The sequence below is a fragment of the Dinoroseobacter shibae DFL 12 = DSM 16493 genome (assembly GCF_000018145.1).
Classification (GTDB): domain Bacteria; phylum Pseudomonadota; class Alphaproteobacteria; order Rhodobacterales; family Rhodobacteraceae; genus Dinoroseobacter; species Dinoroseobacter shibae.
Window position 1 is genome coordinate 843006 of record NC_009952.1, and the last position, 14909, is coordinate 857914.

Genomic DNA, 14909 nt, shown 5'->3' on the forward strand with positions numbered 1-14909 from the left:
CGCAGCCTCTTGCCCGAATAGAGTGCGTCACCCCGCCGCGGTCAACTCTTGCCGTGCCGAAAGAGGTCCCGATGCAGATGTCGTCCAATCATGTGCCCGCTGCGGCGGGTCTGCTGTTGCTCGCGATGGCGCTGATCGCCTTTGTCGACAATTTCGTGCGGCTGATCGCCGAGGATGCGGGGCTGTGGCAATTCCTCGCCGTTCGCAGCGCGATGGCATTGCCGCTGCTGTGGGGTGTGGCGCGCTGGCGCGGCTGGTCGCTGCGGCCGGTCAGGTGGCGGGCGGTGATCCAGCGCTCGGTGCTCATGGCGACGGCGCTGACGCTGTATTTCGCAGCGGTGGCGGTGGTGCCGATCGCGATTGCGGGCGCGGGGCTTTATACCTCGCCGATCTTCGTGCTGCTGATCTCGATCGTGCTGTTCGGGGTGCGGATCGGGGTCTGGCGGGCGGCGGCGGTGGCCCTGGGGTTTGCCGGTGTGCTGCTGGTGCTGCAGCCGGGCAGCGCGGCGTTCTCGCCGCTGACCTTGTTGCCGGTGCTGGCGGGGGCCCTCTATGCGGCCGGGGCGCTGACCACGCGGCGGCTCTGCATGGGCGAGAGCCCGGCCTGCCTCGTGTTCGGGTTTTTCCTGGTGATGGCGGTCTATGGCAGCCTTGGGTTGGCGGTGCTGGCCCTGGTCGGGGCGGGTGGCGCGCCGGGGGAGGCGAGTTTCTTCGGCACGGGCTGGCAGGAGGTGACGCCGCGATTTCTGTGGCTGTGCCTGATGCAGGCGATCCTGTCGCTGGTGGCGGTGGGCTGCCTCGTGCGGGCCTACCAGATCGCGGATCCGTCCTATGTGTCGGTCTTCGAGTACAGTTTTTTGCCCTTTGCCGGGGTCTGGGGATACTTGCTGTGGTCGGATGTGCCAGGGCCGGTCGCGATCCTCGGGATCGGCTGCATCCTCGTGGCGGGCTGCGCGATCATCCTGCGCGGGCGGAAAGTGGCGGCCTGAAACGGCAACAGGCCCCGCCGGGGCGGAGCCTGTTGCGCGGCGCGACGGGTGCCGGGTCAGGCGGCTTTGCGGGTCTCCGCCCCGAAGCGGCCATAGAAGGTCTCGCCCTTCTCGGCCATTTCGCGCAGGAGCGCGGGCGTGGTGAAGCGGGCGCCGTGGGTGTCGGTCAGCGCATCGCAGATCTCCACCGCGCGGGCGGCGCCGATCATGTCGAGCCAGCTGAGCGGGCCACCGGACCACGGCGCGAAGCCCCAGCCGAGGATGGCGCCCACGTCGCCCTCGCGGATGTCCATGAGCACGCCGTCCTCCAGGGCGCGCACGGCCTCCAGCACCTGGGCCATGAGCAGGCGGTGCTGCACGGCGGTCAGCTCGGGCTGTTCCTTGGCCGCCGGGTAGCGGTCGGCCAGCCCTTCCCAGAGCAGACCACGCTTGCCCGCCTCGTCATAGGTGTAGAAGCCCGCATTGGACTTGCGGCCCAGGCGGCCTTCGTCCGCCATCCAGAACAGCACCTCGTCCACGGCGCCGTCCGGGTAGGCGTCGCCCATGGCCGCTTTCGTGGCCTTGGCGATCTTGACGCCCAGGTCGATGGAGGTTTCGTCCACCAGTTGCAGCGGCCCCAGCGGCATGCCCACCAGTTTCGCAGCGTTTTCGACCAGCGCCGGGGTGACGCCCTCGGCCACCATGCGGATGCCTTCGTTGATGTAGGGAATGATGCAGCGGTTGGCGTAGAAGAACCGCGCGTCGTTGACCACGATGGGCGTCTTGCGGATCTGGCGCACGAAATCGAGCGCCTTGGCCACGGCCACATCGCCGGTCTGTCTCCCCTTGATGATCTCCACCAGCAGCATCTTGTCCACGGGCGAAAAGAAATGGATGCCGATGAACTGCTCAGGCCGGGCGCTGGCCTTGGCCAGCTCCGAGATCGGCAGGGTGGAGGTGTTGGTCGCGAAGATCGCATCGCCGGGGATCACGGCTTCGGCCTTTGCGGTCACCTCGGCCTTGACGCCCGGATCTTCGAACACCGCCTCGACCACCAGGTCGCACCCTTCGAGGGCGGCATAGTCCGTGGTGGCGGTGATGCGGGCGAGCACCTCGTCCTTCTTCTCGGGCGTGACCTTCTTGCGCGCGATGCCCTTGTCGAGGATGCCCGCGGCATGGGCCTTCCCGCGATCCGCGGACTCTTGGGCGGCGTCGATCAGCACCACTTCAATCCCGGCATTGGCCGAGACATAGGCGATGCCCGCGCCCATCATCCCCGCGCCGAGGATGCCGACCTTCTTCACCTTCTGGTCGGGCACGTCGGGACGGACGGCGCCTTTTTCCAGCGCCTCCTTGTTGATGAAGAGCGAGCGGATCATGGCGCTGGACGACGGGTTCATCAGGACGTTGGTGAACCAGCGCGCCTCGATCTTGAGCGCGGTGTCGAAGGGAACCATGGCCCCTTCGTAGACCGCACTCAGCAGCGCCTTGGCCGCCGGGTAGACGCCCATGGTCTTGGAATGGATCATGGCGCTGGCGCCGACGAAGGTCATGAAGCCCGCCGGGTGGTAGGGCGCGCCGCCGGGGAACTTGTAGCCCTTGAGGTCCCAGGGCTTGACGATATCAGTATCCTTGGCGGAGAGCACCCAGGCCTTGGCGGCGTCGAGCAGCTCCTCCGCGGGCACCACTTCGTCCACGATGCCGGCCATCTTGGCCTTTTTCGGCTCGAAAAGCTTGCCTTCGAGCAGGATGGGCGCAGCCTGCATCGCGCCCAGCTTGCGCGACACCCGCATGGTGCCGCCCGCGCCGGGGAAGATGCCGACCATGATTTCGGGCAGGCCGATCTTGGCCTTGGGGTTGTCGGCGGCGAAAATCCGGTGACAGGCGAGCGGGATCTCCAGCCCGATGCCGAGCGCGGTGCCGGGCAGGGCGGCGGCGACGGGTTTGCCGCCCTTGTTGGTCTTGGGGTCCATCCCGGCGCGCTCGATCTTGCGCAGGATGCCGTGCATGGCCATCACGCCCTCGAAGAGGCCACGGGCCGGGTCGTCGCCGGCGTCGTCGCGCATCTTGGCGATGACGTTGAGGTCCATGCCGCCCGCAAAGCTGTCCTTGCCGGAGGTGATGATGATCCCCTTGACGGTGTCATCGGCCAGCGCCTTGTCGACCAGCGCGTCGAGATCCTCGAACCCTTGCTGGTTCATGACGTTCATGGATTTGCCCTGGACGTCCCAAGTGATGATGGCGACGCCGTCGGCGTCCGTTTTCATGGTGAAATCGGTCATGTCGTTCATCTCCCTCACACGCGTTCGATGATGGTGGCGGCACCCATGCCGGAGGCGACGCAAAGGGTGGCGAGGCCGGTGCCCTTGCCGGTGCGCTCCAGCTCATCCAGGAGCGTGCCGAGGATCATGGCCCCCGTCGCGCCCAGCGGGTGGCCCATGGCGATCGCGCCGCCGTTCACGTTGACCTTGTCGTGGTCCACATCGAAGGCCTGCATGAAGCGCAGAACGACCGAGGAGAACGCCTCGTTCACCTCGAATAAATCGATGTCCGAGATGCTCATGCCCGAATCGGCCAGGATCTTTTCCGTGGCGGGGACAGGCCCGGTCAGCATGATCGTGGGATCCGTGCCGATCTTGGCCGTCGCCTTGATCACGGCGCGGGGTTTCAACCCGTGGGCCTCGCCGAACGCCTTGTTGCCGATCAGCAGGGCGGCGGAGCCGTCGACGATGCCCGACGAGTTCCCGGCGTGGTGAATATGCTCGATCTTCTCCAGATGGGGGTATTTCATCAGGGCAATCTTGTCGAAGCCGGGCATCTGCTCGCCCATATCCTTGAAGGCGGGCTTGAGCGCGCCGAGCGACTGCATGTCGGTCTCGGGGCGCATGTATTCGTCGTGATCGAGAATGTTCAGCCCGTTCTGGTCGCGCACGGTGAAGACCGAGCCGTTGAAGCGGTTCTCGTCCCAGGCGGCCTTGGCGCGGCGTTGGCTGGCCACGGCCAGCGCGTCCGCGTCATCGCGGCTGATGCCGTATTCCGTGGCGATGATGTCGGCGGAGATGCCTTGGGGGACGAAATAGGTCTTCATCGCGACGCTGGGGTCGGCGGCAATGGCCGCCCCGTCGGAGCCCATGGGCACGCGGCCCATCATCTCGACCCCACCGGCGATGTAGGCCTGACCGCCCCCGCCGCGCACCTGATTGGCGGCGAGGTTCACGGCCTCCAGCCCCGAGGCGCAGAAGCGGTTGATGGCAAGGCCGGGGATGCTCTCATCCAGGTCAGACGCGAGCACGGCGGTCCGCGCGAGGCAGCCGCCCTGTTCCATCACCTGGGTGACGTTGCCCCAGATCACGTCCTCGACCGCGTGGCCGGTCAGCCCGTTGCGGTCCTTGATCGCGTTGAGGGTCTGGGCCGACAGGCTGACGGCGGTCACCTCGTGCAGGCTGCCGTCCTTGCGGCCCTTGCCGCGGGGGCTGCGGATCGCGTCGTAGATATAGGCTTCGGTCATGTGTCCTCCGGTCATGCCGCGGCCGGGTAGGCGCGGGGCATCAGGTCATAAGGGTGTTTCCAGCCGGGCAGGGCTTTGAGCCCGTCGAGCCAGCGGTCGATATTCGGGTATTCGGCGCGGTCGAACCCGAACGGTTCGGGGTAAAAGAGATAGGAGCAGCAGGAGATGTCGGCGGCAGTCACGTCGGGCCCCACGAGCCAGTCCCGGCCTGCGAGCGCGGCATCCAGCGTCTTGAGCGCGCCGCGCAGGCGGCCCTGGTGCCAGGCGATGACCTCGGCGGGTTGTTTGTCGACGGGCAGGAAGTTCATCAGGAACCGGGTGACGCCCGCGACGGAGGACATCTTGTGATTGTCCCAGAGCACCCAGCGCAGCACATCGCGCCGGATCGCCGGGTCGTGCAGGCCGAAGCGGCCGGTTTTCTCCGACAGATAGTCGAGGATCACGCCGGACTGGGTCAAGGTCAGGTCGCCGTCCACCAGAACCGGGCATTCGCCCATGGGGTTCAGCGTCAGATGCTCGGGGCTGCGCCCGCCGCCCTTGAAGAAATCCACGTAGACCGGGGTCCAGTCGATCCCGGCGAGAGTGAGCGCGAGAGCCGCCTTGTAGGAATGCCCGGATTCGCCGAAACAGTGCAGTTTCACGGTCATGCTTTGCCTCCGGGCGTCGGTGCGGTTGTGAGTTTGGGACTTGAGTATTTGGACGCAAAAGAAGCCAGGATTTCTGTCTCCGATTCACCGGCCGTTAAGGTTAATCGCCTTAGTCTGGCGCCACGGTACAGGCTGGAGAGCCGATGACCGTCGCAAGAGAAGTCGCCCCTGTCATCCCGCGCAAGGCCGGAGGGCAGGGGCGCACTCCCATCTTCTTTTGTGCAAAAATACTCACGGCAAGACGCCTGCAACGCGCGGGCGGCCGGGGTGGGGGGCCGGGTCACAGGGCCCTCCCGATCAATTCCTTCATGATCTCGTTGGTCCCGCCGTAGATCCGCTGGACGCGGGCGTCGCTCCACATCTGGGCGATGTCGTACTCGGCCATGTAGCCGTAACCGCCATGGAGCTGCACGCATTCGTCGATCACTTCGCCTTGCGTGTCGGTGATCCAGTATTTCGCCATGGCGGCTTTCTCGACGCTGAGCTTGCCTTCGAGGTGCTCGGCCATGCATTCGTTCAGGAAGGCACGGGCCACGGTGGTCTTGGTCTGGCATTCCGCCAGCTTGAACCGGGTGTTCTGGAATTGCAGGATCGGGCCACCGAAGGCCTGGCGTTCCTTGGCGTAGGCGACGGTGCGTTCGACGGCCCCCTCCATCGCGCCCACGGCGCCGGCGGCGATGATCAGCCGTTCCTGGGGCAGCTGGGTCATCATCTGGTAAAATCCCTTGCCCACTTCGCCACCCAGCAGGTTTTCGGGCGGGATCGCGACGTTGTCGAAGAACAGCTCCGAGGTGTCGGAGGCGTGCATGCCCACCTTGTGCAGGTTGCGCCCGCGCGAGAAGCCCTCGGCGCCTTCGGTTTCCAGCACCACCAGCGACACGCCCTTGGCGCCTGCGGACGGGTCGGTCTTGGCGGCGACCACGATCAGGTTGGCATGCTGGCCGTTGGTGATGAAGATCTTCGAGCCGCTCAGCCGATAGCCGTTGCCGTCCTTGACCGCGCGGGTCTTGATCCCCTGCAGGTCCGAGCCCGCGCCGGGTTCGGTCATCGCAAGCGCCCCGACCATCTCGCCCGAGACCATCTTCGGCAGCCATTTCTGCTTCTGCTCTTCGGAGCCGTAGGCCAGGATGTAGTGCGCCACGATGCCCGAATGGATGCCATGCCCGGCACCCCAGGCCGACAGGTTGGCGCGGGCGATCTCGATCAGGATCGCGGCCTCGTGCCCGAAATCGCCGCCCGGGCCACCATAGGCTTCGGGCACCGAGGGACAGAGCAGGCCGAGCTCGCCCGCCTGCTGCCAGATCTCGCGGTCCATTTCGCCCTGGTCGCGCCAGCGTTCGAAATGGGGTGCCCATTCGGTGGTGATGAAGTTGCGGGTCATCTCGGCGAGCATCCGGTGCTCGTCGGTCATCCATGTTGTACTGCTCATGTGTCCCCTCCCCAGGAGAATTGGTCGTGTGCGGCCCGCCGGTTCCGGCGGGCCTGCGCGTGTTGGTTCGAGCTTAGAAGTTGGCCGCGTCCAGCGCCATGACCGGTTCGGCGCCGGACATGATGCGCGCCAGGTGCGTGCCGGTCATCGGCAGCTGGCGGGACATGTAGTAGCGGCCCGTGGCGATCTTGGTCGCGTGGAAGTCGGTATCGGTATCGCCTGCCTCCAGGGCGGCTATCGACGCCTTGGCCATCCGCGCCCACATCAGCCCCAGGCAGACATGGCCGAAGAGGTGCATGAAGTCATAGGACCCCGACAGAGCGTTGTTGGGGTTCTTCATGCCGTCGGACATGAAGTACATCCCCGCCGCCTGCAGGTCCTTGGAGGCCGCCTTCAGCGGGTCGAGGAAGCCGGATTTCAGCTCGGCATTGTCTTCGTTCTCCTTGAGGAAGGTCTTGACCATGTCGAAGAAGGCCATGACGGTCTTGCCGCCATTCAGCCCCAGCTTGCGACCGACGAGGTCGAGGGACTGGATGCCGTTGGTGCCTTCGTAGATCATCGCGATGCGGGCGTCGCGGACGAACTGCTCCAGCCCCCATTCGCGGGTGAAGCCCGACCCGCCGAGGGTCTGCTGGGCCAGCACTGTGGTCTCGAATCCCTTGTCGGTCAGGAAGCCCTTCATCACCGGGATCAGGAGCGAAATCATCGCGTCCGCCTCGGCGTCCTTGCAGCGATGCGCCTGGTCGATCAGCGTGGCCCCCCAGAACACCAGTGCCCGGGCGCCTTCGACGAAGGATTTCTGGTCCATCAGGTTGCGACGCACATCCGGGTGCACGATGATCGGGTCGGCGGGCTTGTTGGGGGCCTGTGCGCCGGTGATGTCGCGGCCCTGGAGCCGGTCGCGGGCAAAGCCGAGCGCGTTCTGGTAGGCGATGTCGCCCTGGGCGTAGCCCTGCAGCGCCACCGAGAGGCGGGCTTCGTTCATCATGGTGAACATGGCGCGCAGCCCCTTGTGCATCTCGCCCACGAGGAAGCCGGTTGCGCCATCATAGTTCATCACGCAGGTGGCGTTGCCGTGGATGCCCATCTTGTGCTCCAGCCCGCCGCAGGAGACGGCGTTGCGCGCGCCCAGGCTGCCATCGTCGTTCACCAGGAACTTCGGCACGATGAAGAGCGAGATGCCCTTCACGCCCTCGGGGCCGCCGGGGATCTTGGCCAGCACCAGGTGGATGATGTTCTCGGACATGTCGTGCTCGCCCGCCGAGATCCAGATCTTCTGGCCGGTAATGGCGTAGCTGCCATCCTCCTGCGGCTCTGCCTTGGTGCGGATCAGGCCCAGATCGGTGCCGCATTGCGGCTCGGTCAGGTTCATCGTGCCGGTCCAGTTGCCCGCGATCATCTTGGGCAGGTAGGTCGCCTTCTGTTGGTCCGAGCCGTGCTCGGCCAGGGCCGACATCGCGCCATGGGTCAGCCCGTTATACATCTGGAACGCCATGTTGGCGGCCGAGAACATCTCGCCCGTTGCGGTCTGCAGGATGTAGGGCATGCCCTGGCCGCCGTATTCGGGATCCATGTCCAGCCCGGTCCAGCCGCCGTCGCACATGATCTTGTAGGCGTCCTTGAACCCCTCCGGCGTGCGCACCACGCCGTTTTCCAGAACGCAGCCTTGCTGATCGCCGACGGTGTTCAGGGGGTGCAGAACCTCCATCGCGAGCTTGCCGGCCTCGTCGAGCACGGCGCCGGTGAAGTCGCGGTCCAGCTCGTCATAGCCGGGGATGTCGTTTTGCGAGACCTGGAGCACGTCGTGCAGCAGGAACTGCATGTCCTTCGTGGGGGCGGTATAGGTGGGCATGGATCTCTCCGTTCGGGCGCGGCGCTGGCTCAGGCCGCGGCTTCTTTCTGTTTCAGGGTCGCGATCATCTTCGCGCCCCAATCGAGTTGTTCCTTGAGGTCGTCGATCGCCTCGTCGAGCTCGGCGCGCTGGCGTTCCATGTCGGCAAGGCGCTGTAGCGCGATGTCGTAGGTCTTCGACAATTGCGTGAGTTGCCGGTCGTCGCGATCATAGAGGTCGAGCAACTGCCGGATTTCCTCGAGGCTGAACCCGAACCGCTTGCCGCGCAGGATCAGTTTCAGCCGGGCCCGGTCGCGCCGGGTGAACAGACGTTTCTGGCCTTCCCGTTTCGGGAACAGCAGTTCCTTGGACTCGTAGAAACGCAGCGTGCGCGGTGTCACATCGTAGTGGTCGCACATTTCACGGATCGTGGTGTATTCGGTATGGGTCATTACTCATCTCATTCGTCAGCTACAGATTGCCATGTGTCCCGAGTGAGACCACGTTACAAGATCGCTTGACGTTGACGTAAGTAGGACGTTGCGTCACTTTTCGATCAACCCGACGTAAAGCCGAATGACGAGTAAAATATGGGTTAACGGTGGTGTCAGGGGCCTTGGAAACGCCAGGGCTGGTCGCCTTGTGCCGAGATCGGCACGGGGGCGGACCCGGGGTGAGCAGGCGGCGAAACGTGTCGTGGCGCTCGATTGACCGGTGGGTCGGACCGCTGATCGGGGCAGCGCACGCGGTCAGCGGTTCATTGTCGCCGGAGGGGAAACGGGACGCGGCGTCGTTCCCATCTGCGCGGCGCCCGGTGCTTGTTTTCCGCCAAGCGGCCCCATATGCCCGTCAGGTGCGTTGGTTGGGTTTCCCAAGTGTTCCTTAGTTGGTGAATGAATGACGATATATATCCTGGGAGGGTCCAGCACCGTGATGTCCGGCGGCTGGGCGGACAGCTTTGCAACGCAGATGGTGCGCGGGCAGGCCGTGCGCAATCTTGCGATCGGCGCGGGCAATACGCTGATGTCCCTGGTCCGGTTGACCGAGGAGGTCACCCTCGCGCCCGGCGATACGGTCGTCTGGGCCAGTGCGATCCGCGATGTGATGTGCCTGTCCAAGGGCGGGTATCGCGACGGGGGCTTGCTGCGCTACACCGAAGAGCTGATCCGCCATGTGGGGGCGTCGGGGGCGCGGTTCGTGCCGCTGCTGATGGATTCGATCGCGCGGGATCTGGATGTCCGGCAGGCGCCTTACAAGGCGGCCTTGCTGGACTTGCTGCACCATTACGGGCTGGACTGGGTGGATGTGACTGCGGAATTCATCCGCGAAACCGGCATGATGCGCGTGCCGCTGAGCTTTTTCGATTCCACCGGGCATATCATCGCGGGCTCGGAGATGAGTCTCTTCATCGCCGATCTTGCGGCCGAGGCGGTGCGCAGCGCGGGCGGGCATGTTCGGGATATTGCGCCGCTCCGTGTCGACCCGCGCCGCCCGGTGCAGGTCGTCACCCGGTTCAGCCCCGATACCCGGTCGGAGGCGTTTTCGAACAGGTTGCTGTCGACGACTCTCTGGACGCCGGGCATCGCGCTGGAACCCGGGGCGCGTCCCGATGGTGACCTGGAGCTTGAAGCCCTGATCGTAATGGCCGATCCGGAGGGCGGGGCTTTGCAGGTCAGCACGGCCTCGGCGGGCTTCAACCTGTCGGCGGCCGCGGTGGTGGATTACTATCGCGGTCCGTTCCTGCTGAGTGCTTATGTGCCGAACCTTGTGGGCGCGCCGATGCCCGTCGCCGCGGCGGAGACCCTGCGCGTGGACTGGGACGCCACGGGCCATGACCTGCGATCCGACCTGCTGTTCGATCCCGCCCCCCAACCGGGCCCGAGCCGGGCGCGCCTGGCGGCGATGGTGTTCCGGCAGGCGGCGTGATCGGCGGCGCCTCTGTCGGCGGCGGGCTGTGCCGCGCCGAGGTCAGTGTGGCTCCGGTGGGGTGACGCTCTCGCGCAGGGCGCGCAGGTCCGCGATCGTGCGGTCCAGCTCGTCCCGCTGGGCTTCGAGTTCTTCGAGCTTGCGCCCGGCCTCTTCGACCCAGACGCGGTTCTGCGCGTCGGTCCCCTCCCTTTCGTAGATCAGCAGCCACTGGCGGATTTCTTCGAGGCTGAAGCCGAAACGGCGCCCGCGCAGAATGAGTTTCATGCGGGCCACTTCGCGGGGGGTGTAGAACCGGCTGCGCCCGTCACGGATCGGGGCGAGCAGTTCGATATACTCGTAATAGCGCAGGGTGCGTGGCGTCACGTCGAAGGCCGCGCACATCTCCTTGAAGGTCAGGGTATCCTCCGCCATGCTCCCTCCCCAAGGTTGCGGTGGTCGTCCTGCCCCTTTTGTGCCCGTGCCGCAGACCGTGTGCAAGGGCAGCGGCGGACCGTGCAGCCCTGCAGGACAAGGTAAAGGACCCCATGACCGCCCCATCCCCCGCCGAGAAGGCGCAGATTGCCCGGCAATTCATCGAACTGATTCCCCATTCCCGGGCGCTCAACATGCAGGTGGACGAGATCGCGGACGGTGTGGCCGTGATCTCGATGCCCTATGATCCGCGGCTGGTGGGCGACACCAAGACCGGCGTGATCCACGGGGGCGCGGTTTCGGCCCTGATGGATACCTGCGGCGGGGCGGCCGTGATGTGCCATCCGGAGGCCCCGGCGGGCACCGCGACCATCGACCTGCGCATCGATTACATGCGCGCGGCGACCCCGGGCGACCGGCTGACCGCGCGCGCCGAGTGCCACCATATCACCCGCAGCGTCGCCTTCGTGCGCGCCGTGGCGATGGACAGCGACACCGCGCGCCCGGTGGCCATGGCCACGGGTGCCTTCACCGTGGAGCGCGCCTGATGGCCCGCCCCCGGCCCGAGCCGGTCCAGGTGGTCAAGCAGCGCCGGGATGCGGCGCTGAACGCGCTGGTGGCCGGTGTGCCCTACATGCGGTTCCTCGGCGTCACGGTGGAGCGGCGCGGGGACGAGTTGACGGCGATCCTGCCCTTTGCCGAGCGGCTGATCGGCAACCCGACGCTGCCCGCGATCCACGGCGGCGTAACCGCGGCCTTCATGGAGGTCACGGCCCAGATCGAGGTCAGTTGGGCGATGCTGTGGGACGATCTGGAGGGCGGTCGGATCGACCCTGAGACCCTCGGGCCCGATACCCTGCCGCGCCTGCCAAAGACCATTGATTTCACAGTGGATTACCTGCGCTCCGGCTTGCCGCGGGACGCCTATGCGCGGGCGCGGGTCACCCGGGCCGGGCGGCGGTATTCCACGGTGCAGGTGGAGGCCTGGCAGGACAACCGCGCGCGGCCCTTCGCCCAGGCCACGGCCCATTTCCTGATGCCCCGGCGCGATGGGGCGGCGGGTGGCTGACACCGCGGCGCGGGCGCCCATCACCCATCGCCGGGTGCTGCATATCGCGGTGCCCATCGTGCTGTCGAATGCCACCGTGCCGATCCTGGGCGCGGTGGACACGGGCGTCGTGGGCCAGATGGGCGAGGCTGCGCCCATCGGTGCGGTGGGCATCGGCGCGATCATCCTGACGGCGATCTACTGGATCTTCGGTTTCTTGCGGATGGGCACCAGCGGGCTGGTGGCGCAAGCGCTGGGGGCAGAGGACCGCGACGAGGTTTCGGCCCTGCTGACCCGTGCGCTGATGATCGGGTTCGGGGCCGGGCTGGCGCTGATCGCGCTGCAATCGGCGCTGTTCTGGGGCGCCTTCCAGTTGTCGCCCGCCAGTGCGGAGGTCGAGACGCTGGCGCGGGAGTACATGGCGATCCGGATCTGGTCGGCGCCTGCGGCCATCGCGATCTACGGGCTGACCGGCTGGCTGATCGCGGCGGAGCGGACGCGCGGGGTGCTGGTGCTGCAACTGTGGATGAACGGGCTGAATATCGGGCTCGATCTGTGGTTCGTGCTGGGGCTCGGCTGGGGTGTGCCGGGGGTGGCCTTCGCCACCTTCCTCGCGGAATGGACGGCGCTTGGCTTGGGTCTGTGGCTCTGCCGGGATGCGTTCGGGCGGCCTGCATGGCGGGATCGGGCGCTGGTGTTCGCGCGGGCGCGGCTGCTGCGGATGGCATCGGTGAACAGCGACATCCTGATCCGGTCGGTGCTGCTGCAGGCGGCCTTCGTCTCGTTCCTGTTTCTGGGCGCGGATCTGGGCGATGTGACCCTGGCGGCCAACCAGGTGCTTTTGCAGTTTCTGCATGTCACCGCCTATGCGCTCGATGGGTTCGCCTTTGCCGCCGAGGCGCTGGTGGGCCAGGCGTTCGGCGCGGGCGCGGTGGACCGGCTGCGGCGCGGCGCGCTGCTGACGAGCGTCTGGGGCGGGATCACCTGCGTCGCACTGGCGCTGGGCTTCGCGCTGGCGGGGCCCTGGGTGATCGACCTGATGACCACGGCCGAGGAGGTGCGGGCGGTGGCGCGCAGCTACTTGCCATGGATGGTGGCCGCGCCGCTGTTGGGCGTCGCGGCCTGGATGCTGGACGGGATTTTCATCGGGGCGACGCGCACGAAGGACATGCGCAACATGATGGTGCTGTCCTTCGCGGCCTATGCGGCGGCGGTGGCGGTGCTGCTGCCGCTCTTCGGCAATCACGGGCTCTGGGCGGCGCTGATGGTGATGTTCGTGGTGCGCGCCGTGACGCTGGCGCTCCGCTATCCGGCTCTGGAGCGCGCGCTGTAGGCAGCCAAGCGGTTTCGAAATCGCTTGGCCCGGCTCAGACGATGCCGAGAACCTTCTCGGGCGGGCGCCCGATCACGGCCTTGCCATTGGCAAAGGCGATGGGGCGTTCGATGAGGATCGGGTGGCGCGCCATGGCGGCAAAGAGGTCCTCGTCGTCGCTCTCCTTGCTCAGGCCCGCTTCCTTGAAGGCGGCCTCCTTGGTGCGCATCATGTCCAGCACCGGCCCGCCGAGCCGGGCGTGGACCGCGCGCAGCTCGTCCTCGGTCGGCTCTTCCGACAAGTAGCGGCGCAGGGTGACCTCATGGCCCGCCTCCTCCAGCAGCCTCACCGCCTCCCGCGATTTGGAGCAGCGTGGATTGTGCCACACCAGAACGTCCGTCATAGCCAGTCTCCTCGTCCCGTGCCGACCGCGTCTGCCACGGTGGAAAACCCGTCCCGTTCCAGCAGAGTGTCCAGCCCCGTGGCGATCTCGGCCGCGAGGCTGATCCCGCCATAGACCAGCGCGGTGTAGAGCTGAACGGCCGACGCGCCTGCGCGGATCTTGGCATACGCCGCCCCCGCACTGTCCACGCCGCCGACGCCGATCAGCGGGACAGTGCCTTCGGTGGCCTGCGACAGTCGCGCCAGCACCCGCGTCGACGCCTCGAAGAGCGGTGCGCCGGACAGGCCTCCGGCCTCGCCCTTGTGGGCCGAGACGAGCCCGTCGCGCGCCAGCGTTGTGTTGGTGGCGATGATGCCGTGCAGGCCCGCCTCCGTCACTACGCCGGCGATGTCGTCCAGGGCGGCGTCGTCCATGTCCGGGGCGATCTTGAGGAACACCGGGATCGGGCGGACGAGGGCGGCACGGGCGGCCATCACCCCCTCCAGCAGCGCGCGCAGGGCGGCGGCGCCTTGCAGGTCGCGCAGCTTTTCGGTGTTGGGCGACGAAACGTTGACCGTCGCGAAATCCACATGGGCGCCGCAGGTGGCGAGCACCCGGGCGAAATCCCCGGCCCGGTCCGCGCTGGTCTTGTTGGCGCCGAGGTTCAGGCCGACCACCCGACCTTCGGGACGCCTGGCCAGCCGCGCGGCGATCGCCTCGGCCCCGTCATTGTTGAAGCCGAACCGGTTGATCGCGGCGCGGTCCTCGGAGAGGCGAAACAGGCGCGGACGCGGGTTGCCGGGCTGGGGCAGGGGCGTGGCGGCGCCGACCTCGAGAAACCCGAAGCCGGTCTGCGCCAGCGCCCCGAGCGTTTCGGCATTCTTGTCGAACCCGGCGGCGAGCCCCACGGGGTTGGGCAGGCGCAGCCCGGCCAGTTGGGTGCTGAGCCGCGGGCTCGTGACCGGGCCGGAACGGGGCCCGAGCCCTGCGTTCAGCGCGCGCAGCGCCAGGCCATGGGCGGTTTCGGGATCGACTCGCTGCAAGGCCGCGAGGCCGAGGCGTTCGAGCGTGCTCATGCCAGCGGCTCCGGGAAGGCGTGCCGTCCGTCCACGAGAGGCAAGGGCCGCGACCAGAGGATGTCAGACCGGAACAAGCGCCGGTAGAGATGCGGAAAGAGCGCGCCGCCCCGCGACGGCTCCCATTTCAGTGCGTCACCGAGCCCGTCCGCGGCCACCGCCAGCAAAACCAACCCGTCCTCGCCCGCGAAATGCTTGGCGGCGGTTTCGGCCACCTGGTCGGCGGTGGAGAAATGGATGTAGCCGTCGGCCAGATCGATGGGCGCCCCGGCGGTTTCGCCGGCGGCCTCGAACGCCGCGTTTTCGGGCGCGCGGAGTATTTTGTAGATCACCATGTCCCGTGCATCGCCGGTCTCGCGGGGGCGGTC

General features: G+C 67.0%; 15 protein-coding genes. 5 read left to right on the plus strand and 10 right to left on the minus strand.

The window, feature by feature from the left end:
- Nucleotides 1-71: 71 nt before the first annotated feature.
- Nucleotides 72-989, plus strand: a complete 918-nt coding sequence (locus DSHI_RS04270; RefSeq protein WP_012177512.1) for a DMT family transporter — start codon at nt 72-74, stop codon at nt 987-989.
- Nucleotides 990-1045: 56 nt separating this feature from the next.
- On the opposite strand, the gene DSHI_RS04275 is transcribed toward DSHI_RS04270, so the two are convergent.
- The 6 genes from DSHI_RS04275 to DSHI_RS04300 form a co-directional block, all read right to left on the minus strand.
- On the minus strand, nt 1046-3250 hold the full coding sequence (locus tag DSHI_RS04275) for a 3-hydroxyacyl-CoA dehydrogenase NAD-binding domain-containing protein (protein ID WP_044028357.1): 2205 nt from the start codon (nt 3248-3250) through the stop codon (nt 1046-1048).
- Nucleotides 3251-3264: 14 nt separating this feature from the next.
- The gene (locus DSHI_RS04280; protein WP_012177514.1) at nt 3265-4476 is read right to left on the minus strand and encodes an acetyl-CoA C-acetyltransferase; all 1212 of its coding nucleotides are present in this window, start codon (nt 4474-4476) and stop codon (nt 3265-3267) included.
- Nucleotides 4477-4487: 11 nt separating this feature from the next.
- Complete coding sequence (locus DSHI_RS04285; RefSeq protein WP_012177515.1) at nt 4488-5123, minus strand: glutathione S-transferase family protein; 636 nt, start codon at nt 5121-5123, stop codon at nt 4488-4490.
- Nucleotides 5124-5403: 280 nt separating this feature from the next.
- Nucleotides 5404-6552, minus strand: a complete 1149-nt coding sequence (locus DSHI_RS04290) for an acyl-CoA dehydrogenase family protein (protein WP_012177516.1) — start codon at nt 6550-6552, stop codon at nt 5404-5406.
- A 73-nt stretch (nt 6553-6625) separates the two neighbouring features.
- Entirely contained in the window at nt 6626-8404 is a 1779-nt protein-coding gene (locus DSHI_RS04295; RefSeq protein WP_012177517.1) for an acyl-CoA dehydrogenase C-terminal domain-containing protein, read from the minus strand.
- Between the two features lie 29 nt (nt 8405-8433).
- Complete coding sequence (locus tag DSHI_RS04300) at nt 8434-8835, minus strand: MerR family transcriptional regulator (RefSeq protein WP_012177518.1); 402 nt, start codon at nt 8833-8835, stop codon at nt 8434-8436.
- 445 nt (nt 8836-9280) lie between these two features.
- On the opposite strand from DSHI_RS04300, the gene DSHI_RS04305 reads away from it, so the two are divergent.
- Nucleotides 9281-10309, plus strand: a complete 1029-nt coding sequence (locus DSHI_RS04305) for an SGNH/GDSL hydrolase family protein (protein ID WP_012177519.1) — start codon at nt 9281-9283, stop codon at nt 10307-10309.
- 42 nt (nt 10310-10351) lie between these two features.
- On the opposite strand, the gene DSHI_RS04310 is transcribed toward DSHI_RS04305, so the two are convergent.
- Nucleotides 10352-10723, minus strand: coding sequence for a MerR family transcriptional regulator (locus DSHI_RS04310; RefSeq protein WP_012177520.1), 372 nt, complete (start codon nt 10721-10723; stop codon nt 10352-10354).
- A 113-nt stretch (nt 10724-10836) separates the two neighbouring features.
- Between DSHI_RS04310 and DSHI_RS04315 the strand changes: the two genes are divergently transcribed.
- From DSHI_RS04315 to DSHI_RS04325, 3 genes are read left to right on the plus strand one after another with little or no spacing between them, the layout of a single operon-like run.
- Nucleotides 10837-11271: a PaaI family thioesterase gene (locus DSHI_RS04315; RefSeq protein ID WP_012177521.1), complete on the plus strand. Its 435-nt coding sequence runs from the start codon at nt 10837-10839 to the stop codon at nt 11269-11271.
- Entirely contained in the window at nt 11271-11792 is a 522-nt protein-coding gene (locus tag DSHI_RS04320; protein ID WP_012177522.1) for a PaaI family thioesterase, read from the plus strand. The genes DSHI_RS04315 and DSHI_RS04320 overlap by 1 nt, the downstream gene beginning before the upstream one ends.
- Entirely contained in the window at nt 11773-13104 is a 1332-nt protein-coding gene (locus tag DSHI_RS04325) for an MATE family efflux transporter (RefSeq protein WP_044027631.1), read from the plus strand. Before DSHI_RS04320 ends, DSHI_RS04325 begins: the two co-directional genes overlap by 20 nt.
- Before the next feature lie 34 nt (nt 13105-13138).
- Here DSHI_RS04325 and arsC read toward each other — a convergent pair whose 3' ends face one another.
- Genes arsC through DSHI_RS04340 form a run of 3 tightly spaced genes read right to left on the minus strand, consistent with a single transcriptional unit; the run spans nt 13139 to nt 14876 of the window.
- A complete protein-coding gene (gene arsC / locus DSHI_RS04330; RefSeq protein ID WP_012177524.1) occupies nt 13139-13486 on the minus strand; it encodes an arsenate reductase (glutaredoxin) in 348 nt (115 codons plus the stop codon).
- Entirely contained in the window at nt 13483-14541 is a 1059-nt protein-coding gene (locus tag DSHI_RS04335) for a quinone-dependent dihydroorotate dehydrogenase (RefSeq protein ID WP_012177525.1), read from the minus strand. The genes arsC and DSHI_RS04335 overlap by 4 nt, the downstream gene beginning before the upstream one ends.
- On the minus strand, nt 14538-14876 hold the full coding sequence (locus tag DSHI_RS04340; RefSeq protein ID WP_044028359.1) for a DUF952 domain-containing protein: 339 nt from the start codon (nt 14874-14876) through the stop codon (nt 14538-14540). The genes DSHI_RS04335 and DSHI_RS04340 overlap by 4 nt, the downstream gene beginning before the upstream one ends.
- Nucleotides 14877-14909 lie beyond the last annotated feature (33 nt).